This is a genomic window from Nocardia sp. NPDC060255, assembly GCF_042727395.1.
Classification (GTDB): Bacteria; Actinomycetota; Actinomycetes; order Mycobacteriales; family Mycobacteriaceae; genus Nocardia.
This window is the reverse complement of sequence record NZ_JBHXAU010000011.1, coordinates 118,261-139,155: the sequence shown is the minus strand read 5'-3', so window position 1 is coordinate 139,155 and position 20,895 is coordinate 118,261. Positions and strand designations below refer to the sequence as shown.

Here is a 20,895-nt window from a genome sequence, read left to right as displayed (position 1 = left end):
CCCGGCACGGCCGGTCCCCTGACCACGACAATTGGCGGTCCGTCGCGGCGGACTCAGCGGGGTTCGGGTGCTCGTTGCAGCGCGCGGTCGAACTCGGCGGGCCAGCCTGCGGCGGGACCGGGCGGGTCGGTGGGGAGGCGGGCCGCCAGCCAGTGGTCGCGACGCCGACCGCGCTGCAGGCTGCCCTGGCGGGCCAGGCCCTCGTAGTAGAAGCCGGCCCGGCGGGCCACCGCGGCGGAGGGGTAATTGCCGACGAAGGCGCGCCAGCTGATGCGCCGCAACGCCAGGCCGGTGGGCCGGAAGCCGTAGTCGCAGACCAGGTTTACCGCCTGGGTCATCAGGCCGCGGGAACGCTCACTCGGCGCGAGCCAGAAGCCGATCTCAGCCGAGGACTCGTCGCGCTCGCCCAGGCCGATCATGCCGACCACCGGGCCGCCCTCGTGCAGGCGCAGCGCCCAGGTCGGGCTGCGGCCGGCCCAGCCGGGACGGACGATGTCGTCGACGAAGGTCTGGGCGTTGTCGCGGGTGTAAGGCACCGGGATGGTCACCCACTCGCCGATGGACGGGTCCTGGCAACACTGGGTGATCGCGTCGATGTCCGACGCGGTGGGGATCGACAGCCAGACCGTTCCGTTCGACAGCGCGTGTGCGTCCATCGAGTCATGTTGTCACGAATCACCGGGCCCGAGCATCGGGTTTCCCGCGCGTCGCCACGGCGGCACCGCGGTAAACCGACCGGCCGGGAGATCGTAGAATCTCCCTGATGGTTGCCGCTCTGCTTGCCGGATTGTTCGAATCACATCGAGCGCATCTGCTCTCGGTCGCGTATCGGCTGACGGGCAGCGTCGGCGACGCCGAGGACGCGGTGCAGGAGAGCTGGCTGCGGCTGGCCGGTGCCCACCAGTCCGAGATCGACGACCCGCGCGCCTGGCTGACGACGGTGGTGAGCCGAATCTGCCTGGACCGCTTGCGCAGTGCCGCGGTGCGCCGGGAAACCTATGTGGGGCACTGGCTGCCCGAGCCGGTGGTGACCGATCGCACACCTTCGAGCACGCCGGATCCGCTCACGGTGGTGGTCCGCAAGCAGGAGTACCGCCTCGCGGCCATGGTGGTGCTGGACAGCCTGACCCCGCCGCAGCGGGTGGCTTTCGTACTGCACGACGGGCTTTCGGTGCCGTTCGACGAGATCGCCGAGCTCCTCGACGTGTCGGTCGAGGCCGCGCGGCAGCTCGCGGTGCGGGCGCGTAAGGCCGTGGCGGACACGCCGCCGCCGGTGCCGGATGCCGAGCACGAGGTCGCGGTGCAGCGCTTCCTGACCGCGCTGCGGTCCGGTGACGTGCGCGCGGTTACCGCTGCGCTGCACCCGGATTCGGTGGTCATCGGCGATGCCGACGGCACCACGTCCACCACGGTGAACGTGCTGCGCGGTGCGGACCGGATCGCGCGCTTCTACTTGGGGCTCGTGCGCAAGTACGGACTGGACGGCACCGACGTCGATCCGGCCTACAACTACGAATTCGCTTCGGTCAACGGGCAATTGGGCCTCGTGGTCACCGCGGGCTACGGACATCCGCCCAGGGTCCTCGGTTTCACCATTCGCGACGGACTGGTCTGGGGCACATACGATCTCGCTAATCCTGCAAAGCTGACCGGCATTCGACTGGGCTGAGCCGACGAGGCATGTCACGGCCCGGCGGGCCGGTGATCTGGGCGTTGCCGAGCCGGAGAACCCCTCGCTTCGCGCCTGGCGTGCCGAGGAAGACCCGGTACGGATCCGACGACCTCCGACGTGGCCGGATTCACAAAGAATCCTGGGCTAGTCTCCGACTATGCCTCCGCAACCCGCGACTGTTGCTCGCCTGCGTCCCTTCGCCTCCACGATCTTCGCGGAGATGACCGAACTCGCCGTCCGGTTCGACGCGGTCAATTTAGGCCAGGGCTTCCCCGACACCGACGGCCCCGCGGGCATGCTCGAGGTCGCCAGGCAGGCCATCGCCGACGGCCTCAACCAGTACCCGCCGGGGCGCGGCATGCCGGTGCTGCGCCGCGCCATCGCCGACGACCGGGCCCGCCGCTACGGCACCCACTACGATCCCGACACCCAGGTGCTGGTCACCGTCGGGGCGACCGAGGCGATCGCCGCCGCCATCCTCGGCCTGGTCGAGCCGGGCTCCGAAGTGGTGCTGATCGAGCCGTATTACGACTCCTATTCCGCCGCAGTCGCTTTGGCCGGTGCGCAGCGGCGTACCGCGCGGCTGGTCGCCGATGGCGACCGCTTCGTGCTCGACCTGGACAGCCTGCGCGCCGCGATCACCCCGGCGACCAGGATGCTGGTCGTCAATTCCCCGCACAACCCGACCGGCACCGTGCTGGGCCGCGCCGATCTGCAGGCCATCGCCGAGATCGCCTGCGAGCACGACATTCTGGTGCTCACCGACGAGGTCTACGAACACCTCGTCTACGACGGCACCGAGCACATCAGCCTCGCCACGCTGCCCGGCATGGCCGAGCGCACCGTCGTGGTGTCCAGTGCGGCAAAGACATTCAGCGTCACCGGCTGGAAGACCGGCTGGGCGTGCGGTCCGGCGGACTTGATCGACGGCGTGCTCGCCGCCAAGCAGTTCCTGACCTTCGTCGCGGGTGGCCCGTTCCAGCCCGCGGTCGCGCACGCGTTGAACCACGAGCTCGAATGGGTGGCCGGCCTGCGGGATACGTTGTCCGACAGACGGCTTCGGCTCGCCGCCGCACTGGCCGACACAGGGTTCGGGGTGAAGTCCAGTCCCGGCGGCTATTTCGTCTGTGGCGACATCACCCCGCTCGGCGCCACCGACGGCCTCGCGTTCTGCCGTGAACTGCCCAAGCGGCTCGGCGTCGCCGCCGTCCCGGTCAGCGTCTTCGCCGACGACGCCGCGGCCTGGAACCACCTGGTGCGCTTCACCTTCTGCAAGCGCGACGAGACGCTCGACGAAGGCGTGCGCAGGCTCCGCTCGGGCGCGCGATAGCACCACCCGCTGATCTCCCGCTGCCGCGGGAGATCAGGACGGGTGTGGGAGTGTCGGATCGGTCGGCTTGATCCGCGGGTACCGACGGGCTTGCGGCGCATGCCAGCCGAAGCGGAGCGCGAGCAGGCGGAAGGCAATCGCGCCGAGGGCGGCCAGCGCGCCGGTCCAGGCCTGGTAGACGCCGAAGTGCAGCAGTGTCGCCGTGGCGACGGCGCCGGCCAGCGCGGGCACCGCGTAGATCTGGTCGGGCCGAAGCACATTCGGCGTCTGCCCACCGAGCAAGTCCCGGATCACGCCGCCACCGATCGCGGTGACCAGGCCGAGCAGCGCCGCCGACGGCGCGCCGAGCCCACGCGAGTAGGCGATGACCGTCCCGGTCACGCAGAACAGGCCGAGCCCGAAGGCGTCGGCGACCTCGAGCGGGCCTCGGGTCAGCCGCCGGGACGGATGCCAGAAGAAGATCACCGCGGCGGCGAGCACGGCGGTCCACAGATAGCTCAGATCGACGAACGCCGCGGGTGGCGTGCGACCGATCAGCAGATCCCGGATGATGCCGCCGCCGAGCGCGGTAGCACAGGCGAGCACCACGATGCCGAAGATGTCGAAATCGCGCCGCACGGCCAGCAGCGCGCCCGAACTCGCGAACGCGAACACCCCGAACAACTCCCCGGCGTGCTGCACCGCTTCGACCGCCGACCCGAAGTGAGCGGCCGACACCGCCGCACCGAAATCCACCATGCCGCTCACCGTGTCACACCCCGCCACGCGCACACCGCCGACAGGCCCCAGGCGCGTGGTGTCAGGCAGGCATGGGACGCGCCCGGTCGGTCGCGACCAGCACCGCGATGGTCCCGAGCATGGTGCCCATGAAGTACCGCTGGGCCCGCAGCCACAGCGGCCGGCCGGTGAGGAAGGTCGAGATGCCTGCCGCACCGAGCACGATCATCGCGTCGATGCTCAGCCCCACCGCGATCTGCACCGAGCCGAGCGCCAGGCTCTGCAACCAGACCTGTCCGTGCTCGGGCACCACGAACTGCGGGATCAGCGCCATGTACAGGATCGCGATCTTCGGATTCAGCAGGTTCGTCAGAAACCCCATCATGAACAGCTTTCGCGACGGATCCTCCGGCAAGGTCGTCGGCTCGAAAATCGAAGTGCCGCCGGGTCGCAGCGCCTGCCAGGCCAGCCACAGCAGATACGCCGCGCCGGCCAGCTTCACCGCCAGATACAACCCGGGCACCACCGCGAACACCGCCGTGATCCCGACGGTCGCCGCGATCAGATACACCCCGAACCCCGCCGCGACACCGCCCAGCGACACCAACCCGGCGCGTCGCCCCTGCGACACGGTCCGGGAAACCAAATACATCATGTTCGGCCCCGGCGTCAGTACCAATCCCAACGCCACGGCCGCAACTCCGAGAACTGCCGCCATTTCGATCACGCTGTCGATCCTCGCCGACCGGCGCGGGCGCGTCTCGGTCCACTTGAAAGGTGCTGGTCCCGTACCACGAACCGATGGTCAGCTTCCCGTCCGGATCATGCCGCGGGAAGCTGAAACCCGTTCGGCAGTCAGGGATTACGGCGTCGCGCGACCGCGTCGGCCAGCCGGTCGAGCTGCCCGGCGGTGGTGTCCCAATCGAGGCAGGCATCGGTGATGGACTGACCGTAGGTGAGCTCATCGGCGTGCCCGAGGGTGAGATCCTGCCGACCGGCGACGAGGAAGCTCTCCAGCATCACGCCGACCACGCCGGGTTCGCCCGCGGCCAGTCGGCCCGCGATGTCGGTGACCACGTCGACCTGCTTGTTGTGGTCCTTGTTGCTGTTGCCGTGGCTGGCATCGACCACCAAACGCTGTGGCAGCCCGGCCTTTTCCAGCCGCTGGCAGGCCTCGGCGACCGACGCCGCGTCGTAGTTCGTGCCAGAGGTGCCGCCGCGCAGGATGACATGGCAGTCGGGGTTGCCGGTGGTGCGGATCAGCGCGGCCCGCCCGTCCAGGTCGGTACCGGGGAACACGTGGCTGGCCCCGGCGGCGCGGACGCCGTCGACGGCCACCTGCACGTCGCCGTCGGTACCGTTCTTGATGCCGACCGGCATGGACAGCGCGCTGCTCAGCTGGCGGTGCACCTGGCTCGCCGCGGTGCGGGCGCCGATCGCGCCGTAGGAGACCAGGTCGGCGATGTACTGCGGGGTGATCGGGTCGAGGAACTCGCACGCCACCGGCAGGCCGAGCCCGGAAATGTCGACCAGCAGCTTGCGGCCGATGCCGAGGCCGGTGTTCACGTCGAAGGAGCCGTCCAGGTGCGGATCGTTGATCAGCCCCTTCCAGCCCAGGGTGGTGCGCGGCTTCTCGAAGTACACCCGCATCACCACGTGCAGCCGGTCGTCCAGCTCGGCGGCCTTGGCGGCCAGGCGGCGCGCGTAGTCGAGGGCGGCGGCGGGATCGTGTACCGAGCACGGGCCGACGATCACCATCAGCCGGTCGTCCACGCCGTTCAGCACGTCGACGGTCGCCGCGCGGCCCTTGCGGACGGTGTTCGCGAGGTCGTCGGTGAGCTGGTGTACCTGGCGTACCTCGGCGGGCGAGCGCAACGGGCTGACGCTGAGAGTGCGTTGGTCGTCCAGATCGGAATGCCGTGGATCGACGTCAACAGCGGTAGTCATGTGGGTTCCTTTTCTTCGGCCGACCCACGGACGTAAAACCCCGTCGAGCCGGTCTGTCCGGCTCGGGGTGGAATGTCGTCAGCGCAAGTGGTTGCCGCAGACCAACCCACCCGGGGCCGGCTTGCTAAACCAGAAATACACGCGCTGCACGTCACGGACTGTACCAGGCAAAGATCGACGGACGACTCGGCCGTGCCACATGCCACAGGGCCGGTTCATTCGATATCGCCCGCGACGAGAACGCCACGTCGGTCACCCGGCGTGGCGTTCGGTGCGGCTCGAGCTCAGCCCCACTGGCCGGGCTGGTAGTCGCCGGCCGGGGTGCGGGCGATCACGTTCAACCGGTTCCAGGCGTTGATCATCGCGATGGCGGAGATCAGGGCGGCGATCTGGTCGTCGTCGTAGTGCTTGCGCACGTCCTGCCACACCTCGTCGCTGACGCCGTGGCTGTCGGCGATCCGGGTGGCCTCCTCGGTCAGCGCGAGCGCGGCCCGCTCGGCCTCGGTGAACACGGTGGCCTCGCGCCAGGCGGCGACCAGGTTGATCCGGACCGAGGTCTCACCGTTGTGCGCGGCGTCCTTGGTGTGCATGTCGGTGCAGTAGCCGCAGCCGTTGATCTGGCTGGCCCGGATCTTGACCAGCTCGTGGGTGGCGGCGGGCAGGGTGGAGTCGCTGACGATCCGGGCCGCGTTGTTGAGCCGCTTGATGAAGCTGCCGGCGACCTGGTTGCCGAAGAGGTTGATGCGGGCGTCCATGATGTTGCCTTCCTCGTGGTTGTGCTGCGTCTTCACAGAGAGGACGACACGGGTCGGCGAGGTGTGACATCGATGGGTGGGGTGACCTGAGTCACTTCCCCTTTCGATTCATCGTCCCAGCTCAGAGCGCGGCGTGTCCACGGGCGACATCCCCGGGCGCAAGTAATGTCCGACAGCTATGGACACGCTCATCTTCGGCGGACTGCTCGCGGCTCTGGTCGTGCTGTACCGACAGCGTTCTCGGCGCGTAGTGCTCGGCGCCTGGTGGGTGTTGCTGATCGCCACCGTCCTGCTGCTCGCGCATCACATCACCGGCGGTCTCGGCCTCGGGCTGACCTACTGATGGCCACCGAGACCGTGCCGGCGCGGACGCTGGGAACCGCGGTGGGACAGCTGCAGTACTGGCTGGCCGTCGTTTTCGTCGTCGGCTGGACCGGTGTGATCTGTGGCGGGCTGGCCGTGCAGTTCGTCGGCCAGGAGTATCCGTGCCCGATGTGCATGGTGCAGCGCATGTTCATGGCGCTGGCCGCGCTCGGGGCCGCGGTGATCGTGCGCAAGGGCATGACCGGGACGGTCGGCGCCCGCGACTATGCGATGGGCTGGGGCCTGGCCGTAGTCGCCTGCGTCGCAGGCGGATTCGCCTCCTGGCGACAGACCATGCTGCATATTCTGCCGGGCGACCCCGGCTACGGTGAGCCCGTGCTCGGACTGCACCTGTATGTCTGGGCGTGGATCTTGTTCGTCGCCGCGATCGCGACCGTCGGTGCGGTGCTGGCGTTTTCGCACAGCACAGCCGCGCGGACGATCCCGGCGACGCCGCATCGGCTGATCGGGTCGATCGCGCTGTGGTTCCTGGGCCTGGTGCTGGCGATCAACTTGGTGATGATCTTCCTGCTGGAAGGCTTCCACTGGTTCCTGCCGGACGATCCGAGCCGGTACCAGTTGTTCTACGACCTGCACATCCTGAGCTGACCGTCGTCGATCACTGCGCGAAATCGTAAGTGACGCCGGTCAATTTCTCCGACAGCTCCCACAGGCCGCGGGCGACGGCCTCGTCGTGCGACGCCTTCGACGAACCGGAGCGGCCGGGATAGCCGCGCAGGCCACGGAAGCCGGTCGGCCCGTAGTAGCCGCCGGGCTCTACGTCCGCCGTCGCGGCGTAAAGCGTTGGCAGCGCGCCCATCTCGGCGCTCTGCGCGAGCAGCAGATTGCCGAGCCACATCACCGCGTCCTGGATCGACTCGGTGTGCGACATCAGCTCGGTCGCGGCGTAGCCCGGGTGCGCGGCGACCGAGATCCTCGACGAGCCCGCCGCGGTGAGTCTGCGGTGCAGCTCGCGGGCGAACATCAGGTTGGCCAGCTTCGCCTGCCCGTAGGCCGGCCAGCGCTGGTACTTGCGGCGCTCCCAGTTGAGGTCGTCCAGGTCGATCTTCCCGATGATGTGCGCCCCGCTGCCCACCGTGACGATCCGCTCCGAAATCTTGCCCAGCAGCAGCCCGGTGAGCGCGAAGTGCCCGAGATGATTTGTGCCGACCTGCATTTCGAATCTGTCGGCGGTCCGCAGCTCCGGCAGCGCCATCACCCCGGCATTGTTGATCAGCACATCGGCCCGATCGGTCGCCTCGGCGAACGCCCGCACCGACGCCAGATCCGCCAGATCCAGCTGCCGCACCACCGCGCGATCCCCCAGCGGCCCGGCCACCTGTTCCGCCTTGGCCAGGTTCCGGCACGCGAGCACAACGTTAGCGCCGGCCCCGCCCAGCGCCCGCACGGTAGCCGCCCCCAACCCACTGTTCGCGCCGGTCACAATGAACGTGCGGCCGGCCTGATCGGGCACATTCGAGGTATCCCACCTGCTCATGTCGGGGAGTTTAAACCGAGACATGGCGTCACACCTGGGCGAGCGCCTCGCCGTCACTCATCGCCGCGACCGTCGGATAACGGCCGGTCGCCGCCTCGAGACGGCTGCGGATTCCGGTGGATCGAGCTGCTCGATTCAGCGCACCCCATTGAGATAGGGTTGCCTTACCTATGTTCACCGGGCACCGCTCGGGTTAGCCGTGAGGTAGACCGTGACTTCGACATCCACTTCGCATCGCGATGGTTATGTGCCCTTCCCCACCGAGGTCGGCGTGGGTTATCGCGCTGCCGGGTATTGGGCCGGGCGTGCGCTGGGCGATCTGCTGCGGGAGACGGCGCGACGGCATCCGCACCGGACCGCGCTGCACGCGACCGAGGGTGCGCGCAGTTACGCGTGGCTGGACACGGAGGCCGATCGGATGGCGCACGGGCTGCTCGCGCTCGGGATCGCGCCCGGTGATCGAGTGGTGGTGCAGTTGCCGAATGTGCCGGAGTTCCTGACCGTGCTGTTCGGGATGCTGCGGGCGGGGATCATTCCGGTGCTGACGCTGCCCGCGCACCGGCGGGCCGAAATCGAGCATCTGGCGGCGCTTTCCGAGGCCGTCGGCTACATCGTCGTCGACCGGCTCGGCGATTTCGACTATCGGGAACTGGCCGCTGCCGTGCAGGAGGCGGTGCCGTCGCTGCGGCACGTGCTGGTGCTCGGCGCGGCCACCGTCGGTACGGACTTGAATTCGGTACCACGCGAAGGTGATTCGCTGCCGGCGATCGACCCGAGCGATATCGCGCTGATGCTGGTCTCCGGCGGCACCACGGGTCTGCCGAAGCTGATCGCCCGCACCCACGACGACTACGTCTACAACGCCACCGCGAGCGCCGAGGTCTGCGCGCTCACCGAGGACGACGTCTATCTCGCGACTTTGCCCGCGGCACACAATTTTCCGCTGGCCTGCCCGGGCATCCTCGGCACCGTGAGCGTCGGCGGCGCGGTCGCCTTCGTCACCGATCCCAGTCCGGAGAGCGCCTTCGCCGCCATCGAGCGGCATCAGGTCACGGTCACCGCCGTCGTGCCGCCGCTGGCCCAGCTGTGGTGTGCCGCAACCGAATGGGAGGAGGCCGAGCTGAGTTCGCTGCGGCTGCTCCAGGTCGGCGGCGCCCGGTTGGCCGAGGTCAATGCCCGCGAGGTGACACCCGCGCTCGGCGCCACCCTGCAGCAGGTGTTCGGCATGGCCGAGGGGCTGCTCAACTACACCCGGCTCGACGATGCGGCCGAACTGCTGCACACCACGCAGGGCCGGGCACTGTCGCCCGCCGACGAGATCCGGGTGGTGGACGCCGACGGCAACGATGTCGCGCCGGGCGCGGAGGGCGAGCTACTCACCAAGGGCCCGTACACCATTCGCGGCTACTACCGCGCCCCCGAACACAACGCCCGCGCCTTCACCCCCGACGGCTATTACCGCAGTGGCGATCTGGTGCGCAGGCTGCCGAGCGGACACCTGGTGGTGTCCGGCCGGATCAAGGACGTCATCAACCGAGGCGGCGAGAACGTCTCGTGCGACGAGTTGGAGGAGCATCTGCTCGCCCACCCGGCCGTCCGGCATGCGGCCGCCGTCGGGCTGCCCGACGCGACGCTCGGCGAAAGAGTCTGCGCCGTACTGGTTGTCGACGGCGAGATGCCGACGCTGGCCGAGATCAAAACCTTCCTCACGGCCCGCGGTCTCGCGACCTACAAGCTCCCCGACGTCCTGCGCCGGGCCGACCGACTACCGATCACGGCCGTCGGAAAGATCGACAAGAAGGCACTGCGAGCCGTAGAAAGCTAGCCGCTGATCGTGGGAACGGCAATGGGCAGCGCATCTTTCGATGCGCTGCCCATCATTTCCGGCAGGCCGCTACTGCGCCCGCACTACGTAAGGCGCAATGCTGCCGAGCTTCTCGCAGGTCTCCTCGAATTCCCGCTCCGGACGGGACTGCGCGACGATGCCCGCACCGGCGCGCAGCCAGGCGCCCTCGGTCGTCTGATAGATCGCGCGCAGCACCAGCGTCGCCTCCAGCGCGCCGGTCGGCGAAACCGTCACCACCGCACCGGAGTACAACCCGCGCGGGTCGAGATCGAGCCGGAACACCGAATCGATGCCTGCCTGCTTGGGAATGCCGGACGCGGTGACCGAGGGGAACAGCACCTCGAGCGCGTCCCAGCTGGACCGGCCTGCGGCCAGCGTGCCGCGCACGGTGGAGGCGATGTGCTGCACGCTGCCGCGCTCGCGCACCGCCATGAAGTCGGTGACCGCGACGGTGCCCGCGTCGGCCACCGAGGTGATCTCGGCGAACGAGGTCTGCACCGAAATCGCATGTTCCACGATCTCTTTGGGGTCGGCGAGCAGGTCGATGCGCGCCGCCGCGTCGACGTCCGCGCCGCGACCGAAGGCCCGAGTGCCCGCGACGGGTTCGGTGGTCACGATCCGGTCCTCGTCGATCGAGGCGACCAGCTCCGGGCTGAACCCGGCGGCTTCGAGCCCGCCGAGCCGCAGCAGGAACGACCGCGCCGGGGTGTTGTGCGCGCGCCCGAGCCGATAGGTCGCCGGAATGTCGACCACGAAGGGCAGATCGACCTTCCGGGACAGGATGACCTTTTGATACCGGTTCGCCTGGATCTCGCCCACCGCTTCGGCTACCCGGGACGTGTAGCCGGTCGGATCGAGCCGTACATCCGCCGGATGCGGCTGCGGCAGTTCGGTTTCCTGCGATCCGCTGATGAGATCGTGGATGTCGCCCGTCTCCCCGGGAGTGGCGCCGGACACCCGGATCCCGTACTCGCCGATCCGCACCTCGATGCGCGGAATCATCAACTGCGCCAAGGTGGTCCGCGGGTCCAGGTGCTCGGTCGCCTCGTACACCCACGCGCAGAACTCGAAACCGAGCCAGCCGTAGGCATTCCGGCCGTCGAGCGGCAGCGCGCGCAGCGCCTGATCGACCACGCTCGCCGGGCGGCCCTGCCATCGGGTGGCGGTGGTCTGCCCGGCCCAGCTGATCCGCAGCTCCTCGACATCCAGCTCGATACCGCCGATCGGATCGGCCGCGAACACCCACTCGCCCGGCCGCTCGTACATCACGTACTCACCGAACCGATCGGCCCCCGCCAGCCGGGACATCGCTGCCGCCGGATCGGTCACATATTCCACCCGCGAGCGTTCGTCCGTGGTCGACAACGATCCTCCAAAGCTCAAATCCGGCCCAACTTGGAGGTAAGGTTAGCATTACCTGACTAAATGGAGACTGTGCCCGCAACCACACCGGACGACCAGCGAACGGTCACTTCGACGGGACCGCCAGTGCCGAACGCTCGACGCTCAGCAAACTCTCCGCGCTGTGTTCGGCGTGGTACGCGGCGGCCCCACCGCGCAGCCCGAACAGCCGCTTCGAGTAGAGCAGCCAGACCACCGCGGCAATGTTGACCAGCAGCGCGCCGATCCGCAGCACGGTCACCTTCTCGGTCAACTCATAGATCTCCAGCGGCAGAAACAGACTCGTCGCGACGACCGCGAAGTACTCGCCCCAGCGCTTCATCAGCCACAGCCCGAGTGCCTCGATCCCCTGCAGCCCCGCATAAACGAAGATGCCGACCGCGACCCACAGCAGCGTCGTATTCGACAGCGAGAACGCCTGTTCCACCAGGTGCACGATCTTCGATCGGTCGACATCCCAGCCGAGTTGGTCGGCCAGCGGTCGCAGCAGCGGCAGATCCCGGTCGAACGCGGCCCGCATGGTCTCCCGCGACGTCCGGAACTTCAACACGCCGAACGCCGCACCGATCAGCACCAACCCGCGCAACAACCGCTCGATCGCCAGGGCCCGCATCAACCAGCGATCCCGCAGCAGCCGCCCGCGCGGCACCTCGGGCGCATGGTCGGCCGGACCGGTCCCGACCGGGTCGCCGGGCACGAAGGTCCCGCAGCGCAGGCAGCGCCAGGCCACCCCGGCCACAGTGTCGACACGCAGCCGGTCGGCCAGGTCCGGCTCGTCCGGTGCGTAGGTGTAGTGGCCGTGCCAGCCACACGCGCGTAAGGCCCAATCCATATGCGCAGCGTAATTCGCAGACTGGCGGAACGCGGGATCATGGCCGCGCGTTCAACTTGCACGCCCGAGTGCCTGCGCCGAAAGGGCCAGAGGGGATTCAATGGGGGGATCGTCAGTCGGAGGGACTCAGGTCATGATCGAGCACCGTGGCGCAACGCCCGCGGATACCGAGCGAGCGCCGGCACCGGGATCGGTGGTGGCGCTGGTCGACGCGGCCTCCCCGGTGGAGCGCGAACTCATCGGCACCTGGCTGACCGAGGGCGGGATCGCCAAGGAATTCGGCACCGACGCGCCGATCACCCAGTTGGATCTGGACGCCGGCGCGGTGGCGGGCCGGCTGGTCGGCAGGCACGACGATCCGCTCGTGGTACCGCTGCGGGTGCTCTGGCGGCCGCCGGAGCGCGACGGCGTCCGCCGGATCACCTTCGCGGACATGGCGTTGCTGACCAACCCGCGCAAACCGAATCGACTGGCGCAGCGCAAGCTGGCCGGCCGGCCGAACCGGCACGTGGTGCTCGCCGGGCAGCCCGCGCTGCTCAGCGAATTGCGTACGAACAACCCGGAGGCCGCCGCGCTGGCCACCAAGGGCACGGCCGAGCCGTTCGCCCGCGCCATCGTGCGCGCCGCGGTGGTGGCGCTGGAGCGGGCCGAGCGCACCATCATCGGCGACCGCTACAAGGTGCCCCGGCTGGTGGCCGAGGAGATCCTCGACTCCCCCGACTTCGTGCGCAGGCTCGAGCTCATCGCCGACCAGATCGGCGCCGGCCCGCACGAGGTGTACCGCCGCGCGGAGAAGGCGTTGAACGAACTCGTCGCCGCGCAAAGCAGATTGGTCTCCGATCTGTTCACCCAGGCGATGCGGCCGATCCACGCGTCGACCTGGAAGGTGGACTCCGACGATTCGGGGCTGGCCGCGCTGCGCGACCTCAACCGGCGCTACCCACTGGTCTTCCTGCCCTCGCATCGCTCCTACGTCGACGCGTTCGTGCTCGGTGATGTGCTGGCCCGCAACGACTTCCCGCCGAACCATGTGATCGGCGGCGCGAACCTCAGCTTCTGGCCGATGGGGCCGATCGCCCGGCGCACCGGAACCGTGTTCATCCGGCGCAGTTTCGGCGACGACGAGGTGTACAAGGCGGTCGTCGAGGAGTACTTCGCGTACCTGCTGGCCAAGCGATTCAACCTGGAGTGGTACTTCGAGGGCGGTCGTTCGCGCACCGGCAAGCTGCGCCCGCCGCGCTACGGACTGCTGAATTACCTTGCCGCGGCGGTACGTGCGGACCGGGTCGAGGACGTCATGCTGGTGCCGGTGTCGATCACCTACGAGCGGCTCAACGAGCTCGGCGCGATCTCGACCGAGCAGGTCGGCGGCAAGAAGAAGCCGGAGGGGCTGGCCTGGCTCGCGCGTTATGTACGGAGCCAACAGCATTCGGCCGGGCACGTGTACGTGCGGTTCGGCGCACCGCTGTCGGCGCGCGACCGGCTCGCGGCGCACGGCGATCCGCTCACCACGCCGCCGCTGACCATCCCGCTGCACCGCACCGAACCGGCGCCCGCCGGGCTCACCGAGACCGGGCAGGGTGTGCCCGACGCACCCGATATCGCCGAGCTGGAACGTAAAGCCGTGCAGCGGTTGGCGTTCGAGATCGCCGTCGGCATCAACGCGGTCACGCCGGTGACGGTCAACGCGCTGGTCACCCTCGCGCTGCTCGGCGTGCACGAGCGCGCCCTCACCCTGGGCGAGGTGCGCACGGTGCTCGCTCCGGTGCTCGGCTATATCGAGAAGCGCGGCCTGCCGCACGGTGAGCTGGCCGCGCTGCACGACGATCAGGGTCTTGCCGTTGTGCTGGAACAACTCTCGCTGGCCAAGGTCGTCACCGTCTACCGGGGCGGGCTGGAGCCGGTGTACTCGATCGAGGCGGGCGCGCACCTCGAGGCCGCGTTCTACCGCAACAGCGCGGTGCACTGGTTCGTCAACCGCGCCATCCTCGAACTGTCCATCCTGGCCGCGCTGGACAGCGACGGCGCCGACCAGCTGACCACCGGGTGGGACGAGGCGTTCCAGCTGCGCGACCTGTTGAAGTTCGAGTTCTTTTTCCCTGAGCGGGCCGAGTTCGCCGAACAGATGACGGCCGAGATGCTGCTGCTGGATCCCGAGTGGCACAGCCATACCAGGGACAACACGCTCGGCTCCGCGGTGATGGCCGAGCTGACCGGCTCCGGATTCATGATGGCGCACCGCGTGCTTCGCTCGTTCTTCGATGCGCAGCTGGTGGTGGCCGAACGGCTGGCCGCCCGCGATCCCGAGACCGAGCTCGACCGCAAGCAGTTCATCGCCGAGTGCGTCGCGGTCGGCAAGCAGATGATGCTGCAGCAGCGGTTGCACAGCCCGGAATCGGTCTCCACCGAATTGTTCACCAGCGCACTGAAACTCGCCGACAACTACGGACTGCTCGAAGGGGTGTCGCATGATTCGGCCAAGCGCAGGGCGGACCTGACCGAGCGCCGAGTGGAATTCGCGGATCGGCTGCGCACCATCGGTGCCCGCATCTCGCAGGCGGCCGCGCTCGATCCATCCAATCGGGAGACGCGGTGAGTGCCGAGCTCGATCGCGCGCTCGCCGCGATCCGCTCCGGGCCGCAGGGGGCGCAGGTCGCCGCGGTCTTCGACTTCGGCGGTACCGTCGTCGACGGATTCCCGCGAGAGGGCCCGTTGCGGCGGCTGTTCCGGCGGCGCAGCACCGAGGACGTGCTGCGCCGCGGCATCCGCAACGGCACGACCGACGGCGAGTACGGGCGGTTGCTGAACCAGCTCACCGAGGTGCTCGCGGGCAAAACCGAGGACGAGCTGGACGCGCTCGGCGAACGACTCTTCCGGCGCAAGGTCTATGGGCACCTGTATCCCGAAGCGTGGCAACTGATCCGGACGCATCAGGCCGCCGGGCACACGGTGGTGCTGACCAGCTCGCTGACCCGCTTCCAGGTCGCGCCCGCGGCGGCCGAGCTCGGCATAGAGCACGTGCTCACCACCCCGATGGCGGCCCAGGACGGCATCCTCACCGGCTACCCGGACGGGAAAACGTTGTGGCGCAACGGTAAGGCCGAGGCAGTCCGTGAATTCGCCGCCGACGGCATCGATCTCGCGCGCAGCTACGCCTACGCCGACAGCACCGCCGATCTACCGCTGCTGTCGCTGGTCGGCCATCCGGTGGCGGTGAATCCCGACGCACAGCTCAGCACCGTTGCCGCCGAACGCGATTGGCCGACGCTGCGCTTTCGGCCGCGCCAGGCCGCACGTCCGGTCGACTACGCCCGCACCACAGCGGGATTCGCCGGACTGCTCGGCGGCGCGTTCTACGGTGTCGCGGCCAAGTCACCGACCAGGGACCACCGGCAGATGGCCGACGGCCTGCTGGAACACGCGGCGGGGAACACATTGAGTATCGCGGGCGTGCACGTTCGGGTGACCGGCGCCGCGAACGCGCGCGCACCACGGCCCGCGGTGTTCCTCTTCAACCATCAGAGCCAGTTCGACATCATCATCGTCCCGGAGGTGCTGCACGGCGGGGTGACCGGCATCGGGAAGAAGGAGCTGACCCGGAACCCGATCTTCGGCCCGCTGATGCGGTTCGTCGGCGTGACCTTCATCGATCGGTCGAGCACCGACAAGGCCAAGGCCGCGCTCGCGCCGGTGGTCGACACGCTGCGCGGCGGTCTGTCGATCGCCGTCGCCCCCGAGGGCACCCGCTCCTACACCCCGGAGGTCGGGCCGTTCAAGAAGGGCGCGTTCCACATCGCCATCCAGGCGGGCGTGCCGGTCATCCCCATCGTGATCCGCAATGCGGGCGAAATCTGCTGGCGCAACTCGATGGTCGCGCGCCCGGGCACCGTGGATGTCGCGATTCTCGACCCCATTGATGTCAGCGCCTGGGATCCGAACGACATGGACGACAAGGTAGCGGCGGTGCGTCAGCTGTATCTGGACACGTTGTTGAACTGGCCGAAGCCTGACTGATCCGCGCGAACCCCACTTTGCCGCACCGAATTCCGTTGCCGCCGAGTGAGACAGGCCATACCCGCCTCGAATTGACCTCAAGAATTGTTCAGGTTTCAGGATTGTTCTCAGTGCCAAGCACAGCTTCGGATGAGGAGAACATCATGACCATCGCCCACACCACAACACCCACCCTGCGGATCCCCGCCGTCAACCGCCCGATCGCGATCATCGGCAGCGTCGCGGTCGCCGTCGCCGTCAACCTTGTCGTCTGGCAGCTCGGCGAGGCAGCGGGCGGCTCGTTCGAGTTCGTCAAGAACGGTGCCACCACGCAGGTCGGGCTGGGCACGGTGATCTCCTCGTCCGCGGTGCCACTGCTCGTCGGCCTGACGCTGGCCGCGCTGATCTCCTACCGGTGGGCCGGCGTGCTGCGGGTCGCCCAGATCGTCGGCGGCGTACTCGCCGTGGCGACCATCGGCCTGACGGTTTCCGCGGACTTCGACGCCACGACCACGGTCGCACTATCTGTGATGCACCTGGTGCTGGTACCGGCGCTCGTCGTCGGACTGGAAGCGATGCGCCGTGGACTGTCCGACAACTGAACCCACGAACGACGCAGGGCCCCACATCCGTTGCGGATATGGGGCCCTGTTGCTGTCTGTACTAGACCGAGCGGCCGAAGAGCAGCTTCCACGGCATCAGCGCCGATTCCAGCTGTACCTTCAGGCTCATCTTGGACGCGCCAAGGGTGCGCTCCTCGAAACGGATCGGCACCTCGGCGATCTCGATGCCCCGCTTGACCGTCCGGTAGTTCATCTCGACCTGGAACGAGTAGCCGTTGCTGCGGATCGAGGCGACGTCGATCGCGCGCAACGTGTCCGCCTTCCACGCCTTGAACCCGGCCGTGGCGTCTTTCACGCCGAGCCGCAGGATCAGGTTCACGTAGAAGTTGGCCCACGCGGACAGCGCCTTGCGGTGCCACTTCCACTCGTCGGCGGTGGAGCCGCCCGGCACATAGCGCGAGCCGAGCACCACGCCGGCGTCGGTGGTCGTCAGCTTCTCCAGCATGGCCGGAATCACCTCGGCCGGGTGCGACAGGTCGGCGTCCATCTGGATCACCACATCGGCGCCTTCGTCCAGCGCCCGGGTGATCCCGGCGATGTAGGCCCGCCCGAGGCCGTCCTTCTCGGTGCGGTGCAGCACACCGACCACGTTCGGCAGCTCAGCGGCCAGCTTGTCGGCGACCTCACCGGTGCCGTCCGGCGAACTGTCGTCGACCACCAGCACGTGCAGGTCGGGCACCGGCAGCGCGGTGAGCCGCGCCACCGCAACCGGCAGATTCTCCCGCTCGTTGTAGGTCGGCACAACAACGGTAACCCTCAAGGGTCGCCCTCCCTGCTGATCCTGGTCCAGCTCGCAGCCCACGTCAGGACCACAGAGCATTCGTCTGAGTTCGAAGAAACCGTACTTGACTCCCCCGCCTCTCCGGGCCTCGGGCCAGACTCAGGATGCGCTCTAGCAGCGCTGGCGACCGGCGGCAAGGCGGTGGATCAGTCAGCCGGTACCCGACGAGTTACCCATGTTCGTACGAAATCAGTTGTCCCTCAAGAGCATGCGCGATAATACCCGGTCACGGTCAACGTCGCGTCAATCCGCGTCCCCCGCGTCGGCCTGCGCATTGCGCGCCTTCACGATCTCCAATGCCCGTTCCGCGGTCGCCTGATCCGGATACGGCCCCATCCGATCCTGGAACCAGCACTGCCGGCCCTTCTCGGCCCGCTTGTGCTTCAAGCAGTAGTACCAGCGCTCAGCCATACCCCCAGCATTCCACCGCGCCCGCCCCCATAACCCCATTTCCAAGATCACCGGCCGGGTCGTGCCGCACGCCACTCGAGATTCGCCGCAGCCGTGCCCCAACACGCAGGGATTACCAGAGGAAGCGGAAGTGGATGAGGGCATCGACCACCAGGACTGTGCCGAATAGCACGAATAGGACGCGTAATGCGCGCGGCACGTACCGAGTGAGGATCCGCACGACCGCACGATAGACCCGCCGCGCCCTCGCGGTCCGGCGCAGCGAGAGGAGCAGCACCAGCAACGGCGGCAACAGCGCGAGCGCGCAATAGGCAACCACGATCAGCGGCCATAACGTCGGCAGCGGATCCTGCGCGGAGATCATCGCCAGCCCCGCCAGATACGGCACCGCCGTCGGCGCCTGCACGAGCCCGATCGCCATCCCGACAAATCCGAACAACCACGGCCGCCGCCGCACCGCCGCGGCCCACGCAGGCGGCTCGGCCTTCCCGGTCACCGGAATTCGACTGAGCGCGATCAACACCACGCCCAACCCCAACTCGCCCCAATACCGCATCGCAGGCGTGAGTTCGAACTCCACCAGCCCGGTAAGAAAGTTCAGCCCGAGCACCGTACCGATGCCGAACGCAGTGGTAACCGCGAAAACCCCCGCGATAAAACTCACCCCACCCGCCACCGGTGACCGGCGCCCGATCCGACTGTCCGCCACCACCGCCGTGGTAATCCCCACCAGCAGCACATCCAACGAATCCAGAAACGCGAAACCCGCGAGCGCTAGGAGAAGGGCCACCATGACCCGGCCAGCCTACGGGAGCGTTATCCGGTGAACGGCCGCCGCGAACGCGGACCAGCCGACGTCCCATCGGGTCCGGCGACACGCTCCTAACGCGATCGGGACGTGACGGATCAGGCCGTGGGAGGGCCGGATTGGGGCCGACGAGGGGTTCGAAGGTTGCGACGTAGCTGTCGAACCGGGCTTTCCAGTCGCCTGGCTCAAGGCCGCCGAGGTTGCACACGAGGAGGAGTCACAACGAGACACCCCGTCGCATGCAAGGAGGGGGTCCCGAACGGAGCGAGGGGGTTGCGCATAAAGAAAGGGGTCCGGGGGCGAAGCCCGCCGGGCGGGTGTGGGGTTGCACCCCACAAAACAAAAAAGGCGAGGAAGCTCCAGCATGCGCTCTTTGCATGCAGGGCTTCCCCGCTTCCGAGTGGCCAGGGCCGGGATCGAACCGGCGACCTTCCGCTTTTCAGGCGGACGCTCGTACCAACTGAGCTACCTGGCCGCAGGCACCCGAGTTGAATGCCATACGCGAAACGCCGGATTGCTCCGGCGACTCTTTTGCGACCCTGACGGGACTCGAACCCGCGACCTCCGCCGTGACAGGGCGGCGCGCTAACCAACTGCGCCACAGGGCCTTGCGTGCTTCCAACGGTCCGAAGACCGTACCCCCTACGGGATTCGAACCCGCGCTACCGCCTTGAAAGGGCGGCGTCCTAGGCCGCTAGACGAAGGGGGCTCGCCTCCGGATTTCTCCGGAACCGGCTTCAACGGCTGTCCGTTGGGAGCCCGGTTAGCTTATGACAGACCGGACTCGATTCCCAAATCGGCTGTTCAGAGTCCCAAACTGAGCTCTTCGAGGCGTGCGTGGGTGCGCCAGCCGTCGTTGCGGAACTTTTCGGCCCACTCGGGGGTGGACATGGATTCGACGACCACCTCGAGCGCTTCCTCGAAGCGGGCGCGCAGATCGATGCCTGTGCCGGTGGCGTGTGCGTCGACCATGTAGCGCTGGCCGGCCAGTGCGGCGGTCAGTGTCCGGGTGAACCGGTCGGCGTCCGCGTCGGGGCGCAGCTGTCCTTGGTCGATGGCGCGGACGGTGAGCGCGCGGGTGGCCCGCCCGAGTATTCGTCCGCCACCGGTTTGCACGTCCCGATAGAAGTCGGGTTCGATGATCAACCGGTATTCGGCCTGCACGATGATGTCGTGTTCGAGCCGTAATGCCATCTCGTCGATCATGCCGTGCATGATGTCCAGTGGTCCGAGATCCGTTCGGCCGAGCCAACGCTCGGCCGATGCGCGATAGCGTTCGACCGCCGTCTCCAGTACGGCGCGCGCTAGATCTTCCTTGGAATCGAAATGGAAGTACATGGCGCCCTTGGTGGCACGCGACCCTTCCAATATGCGGTTGAGCGATGCAGCGGCATAGCCGCTCTTCCCGAACTCAACGGCGGCGGACCTGATAATCGCCGCACGTGTCCGGCGGGCCCGCTCTTGCTGCCGTGCCATGCTCGAAACGCCTCCGAAGCCTACTCGCCGCCAAACAGCCACCCCCAAAGGAACGGGCCCTTGGCGCGAAGTTATGAGTTTTATCAATACTTCAAACCGGGTTTTCGCCCAGTTTCAAACTTTCGGTACGAAAACTTGCGAAAAACCTGAAACACACCAGCTGGTATAGTTTTCCTGCCCGGGTGCGCCGCAGGGGGTGCGCACCCGGGTATTTCTTCGTCTCGGATCTGCCTCCTGCGGCGTTGTGTTCAGGGAAGCCACGATCGGCCGGACCGCTCGCGACACGTTCGGGCACATCAACGATAAGCCGAATTCCGAATCGCCGGACGAGTAGGCGATTCTTCCGGAATTCATCAAGTCGTCACCGTACCCGGAAACCCCATCCGACACGCGGCAAACCGACGAGTCAGGTAACTGACCGGCTCGGTTTACTGTTACAGCA

General features: G+C 67.9%; 20 protein-coding genes and 3 tRNA genes. 8 read left to right on the top strand and 15 right to left on the bottom strand.

Features of this window, described 5'->3' with window-relative positions:
* Positions 1-53: 53 nt before the first annotated feature.
* Complete coding sequence (locus tag ACFWF1_RS21425; RefSeq protein WP_379282194.1) at positions 54-656, bottom strand: GNAT family N-acetyltransferase; 603 nt, start codon at positions 654-656, stop codon at positions 54-56.
* Positions 657-763: 107 nt separating this feature from the next.
* On the opposite strand from ACFWF1_RS21425, the gene ACFWF1_RS21420 reads away from it, so the two are divergent.
* Positions 764-1,669, top strand: a complete 906-nt coding sequence (locus ACFWF1_RS21420) for a sigma-70 family RNA polymerase sigma factor (RefSeq protein WP_379282193.1) — start codon at positions 764-766, stop codon at positions 1,667-1,669.
* A gap of 160 nt (positions 1,670-1,829) precedes the next feature.
* Positions 1,830-3,002: a pyridoxal phosphate-dependent aminotransferase gene (locus ACFWF1_RS21415; protein ID WP_379282192.1), complete on the top strand. Its 1,173-nt coding sequence runs from the start codon at positions 1,830-1,832 to the stop codon at positions 3,000-3,002.
* Between the two features lie 33 nt (positions 3,003-3,035).
* Here the strand turns inward: ACFWF1_RS21415 and ACFWF1_RS21410 are convergent, their stop codons facing one another.
* The 4 genes from ACFWF1_RS21410 to ACFWF1_RS21395 all read right to left on the bottom strand — a co-directional run bounded on the left by ACFWF1_RS21410 (position 3,036) and on the right by ACFWF1_RS21395 (position 6,421).
* Positions 3,036-3,740: a trimeric intracellular cation channel family protein gene (locus ACFWF1_RS21410; protein WP_379282191.1), complete on the bottom strand. Its 705-nt coding sequence runs from the start codon at positions 3,738-3,740 to the stop codon at positions 3,036-3,038.
* 61 nt (positions 3,741-3,801) lie between these two features.
* Positions 3,802-4,446 (bottom strand): LysE family translocator, encoded by a 645-nt coding sequence (locus ACFWF1_RS21405; protein WP_379282190.1) that lies wholly within the window; start codon positions 4,444-4,446, stop codon positions 3,802-3,804.
* A gap of 128 nt (positions 4,447-4,574) precedes the next feature.
* Positions 4,575-5,666, bottom strand: coding sequence for a 3-deoxy-7-phosphoheptulonate synthase (locus ACFWF1_RS21400; RefSeq protein ID WP_379282189.1), 1,092 nt, complete (start codon positions 5,664-5,666; stop codon positions 4,575-4,577).
* A gap of 284 nt (positions 5,667-5,950) precedes the next feature.
* Complete coding sequence (locus tag ACFWF1_RS21395) at positions 5,951-6,421, bottom strand: carboxymuconolactone decarboxylase family protein (RefSeq protein ID WP_379282335.1); 471 nt, start codon at positions 6,419-6,421, stop codon at positions 5,951-5,953.
* A 178-nt stretch (positions 6,422-6,599) separates the two neighbouring features.
* Between ACFWF1_RS21395 and ACFWF1_RS21390 the strand changes: the two genes are divergently transcribed.
* Entirely contained in the window at positions 6,600-6,764 is a 165-nt protein-coding gene (locus ACFWF1_RS21390) for a DUF5993 family protein (protein WP_379282188.1), read from the top strand.
* Entirely contained in the window at positions 6,764-7,393 is a 630-nt protein-coding gene (locus ACFWF1_RS21385; protein WP_379282187.1) for a disulfide bond formation protein B, read from the top strand. The genes ACFWF1_RS21390 and ACFWF1_RS21385 overlap by 1 nt, the downstream gene beginning before the upstream one ends.
* 10 nt (positions 7,394-7,403) lie before the next feature.
* On the opposite strand, the gene ACFWF1_RS21380 is transcribed toward ACFWF1_RS21385, so the two are convergent.
* Positions 7,404-8,282, bottom strand: a complete 879-nt coding sequence (locus tag ACFWF1_RS21380; protein WP_379282185.1) for an oxidoreductase — start codon at positions 8,280-8,282, stop codon at positions 7,404-7,406.
* 211 nt (positions 8,283-8,493) lie between these two features.
* Between ACFWF1_RS21380 and ACFWF1_RS21375 the strand changes: the two genes are divergently transcribed.
* A complete protein-coding gene (locus tag ACFWF1_RS21375) occupies positions 8,494-10,107 on the top strand; it encodes a (2,3-dihydroxybenzoyl)adenylate synthase (protein ID WP_379282184.1) in 1,614 nt (537 codons plus the stop codon).
* Between the two features lie 69 nt (positions 10,108-10,176).
* On the opposite strand, the gene ACFWF1_RS21370 is transcribed toward ACFWF1_RS21375, so the two are convergent.
* Positions 10,177-11,493 carry a salicylate synthase gene (locus tag ACFWF1_RS21370; protein WP_379282183.1) on the bottom strand — a complete coding sequence of 439 codons (1,317 nt, stop codon included), beginning with the start codon at positions 11,491-11,493 and terminating at the stop codon, positions 10,177-10,179.
* A 103-nt stretch (positions 11,494-11,596) separates the two neighbouring features.
* Entirely contained in the window at positions 11,597-12,361 is a 765-nt protein-coding gene (locus tag ACFWF1_RS21365; RefSeq protein WP_379282182.1) for a DUF2127 domain-containing protein, read from the bottom strand.
* A 133-nt stretch (positions 12,362-12,494) separates the two neighbouring features.
* On the opposite strand from ACFWF1_RS21365, the gene ACFWF1_RS21360 reads away from it, so the two are divergent.
* The 3 genes from ACFWF1_RS21360 (at position 12,495) to ACFWF1_RS21350 (ending at position 16,956) form a co-directional block, all read left to right on the top strand.
* Positions 12,495-14,957, top strand: a complete 2,463-nt coding sequence (locus ACFWF1_RS21360) for a glycerol-3-phosphate 1-O-acyltransferase (RefSeq protein WP_379282181.1) — start codon at positions 12,495-12,497, stop codon at positions 14,955-14,957.
* Positions 14,954-16,375: an HAD-IB family hydrolase gene (locus tag ACFWF1_RS21355; protein WP_379282180.1), complete on the top strand. Its 1,422-nt coding sequence runs from the start codon at positions 14,954-14,956 to the stop codon at positions 16,373-16,375. Before ACFWF1_RS21360 ends, ACFWF1_RS21355 begins: the two co-directional genes overlap by 4 nt.
* 143 nt (positions 16,376-16,518) lie before the next feature.
* Complete coding sequence (locus ACFWF1_RS21350) at positions 16,519-16,956, top strand: DUF6069 family protein (protein ID WP_379282178.1); 438 nt, start codon at positions 16,519-16,521, stop codon at positions 16,954-16,956.
* Positions 16,957-17,017: 61 nt separating this feature from the next.
* Here the strand turns inward: ACFWF1_RS21350 and ACFWF1_RS21345 are convergent, their stop codons facing one another.
* The 7 genes from ACFWF1_RS21345 to ACFWF1_RS21315 form a co-directional block, all read right to left on the bottom strand.
* Entirely contained in the window at positions 17,018-17,719 is a 702-nt protein-coding gene (locus tag ACFWF1_RS21345; protein WP_379282334.1) for a polyprenol monophosphomannose synthase, read from the bottom strand.
* Positions 17,720-18,001: 282 nt separating this feature from the next.
* Positions 18,002-18,169 carry a hypothetical protein gene (locus ACFWF1_RS21340; RefSeq protein WP_357379455.1) on the bottom strand — a complete coding sequence of 56 codons (168 nt, stop codon included), beginning with the start codon at positions 18,167-18,169 and terminating at the stop codon, positions 18,002-18,004.
* Between the two features lie 112 nt (positions 18,170-18,281).
* The gene (locus ACFWF1_RS21335) at positions 18,282-18,962 is read right to left on the bottom strand and encodes a GAP family protein (RefSeq protein WP_379282177.1); all 681 of its coding nucleotides are present in this window, start codon (positions 18,960-18,962) and stop codon (positions 18,282-18,284) included.
* A 416-nt stretch (positions 18,963-19,378) separates the two neighbouring features.
* A tRNA-Phe gene (locus ACFWF1_RS21330) sits at positions 19,379-19,452 on the bottom strand.
* Between the two features lie 59 nt (positions 19,453-19,511).
* Positions 19,512-19,585, bottom strand: a tRNA-Asp gene (locus tag ACFWF1_RS21325).
* 28 nt (positions 19,586-19,613) lie between these two features.
* Positions 19,614-19,686: transfer RNA gene (locus ACFWF1_RS21320), tRNA-Glu, on the bottom strand.
* A 95-nt stretch (positions 19,687-19,781) separates the two neighbouring features.
* Positions 19,782-20,453 carry a TetR family transcriptional regulator gene (locus ACFWF1_RS21315; protein WP_379282176.1) on the bottom strand — a complete coding sequence of 224 codons (672 nt, stop codon included), beginning with the start codon at positions 20,451-20,453 and terminating at the stop codon, positions 19,782-19,784.
* Positions 20,454-20,895 lie beyond the last annotated feature (442 nt).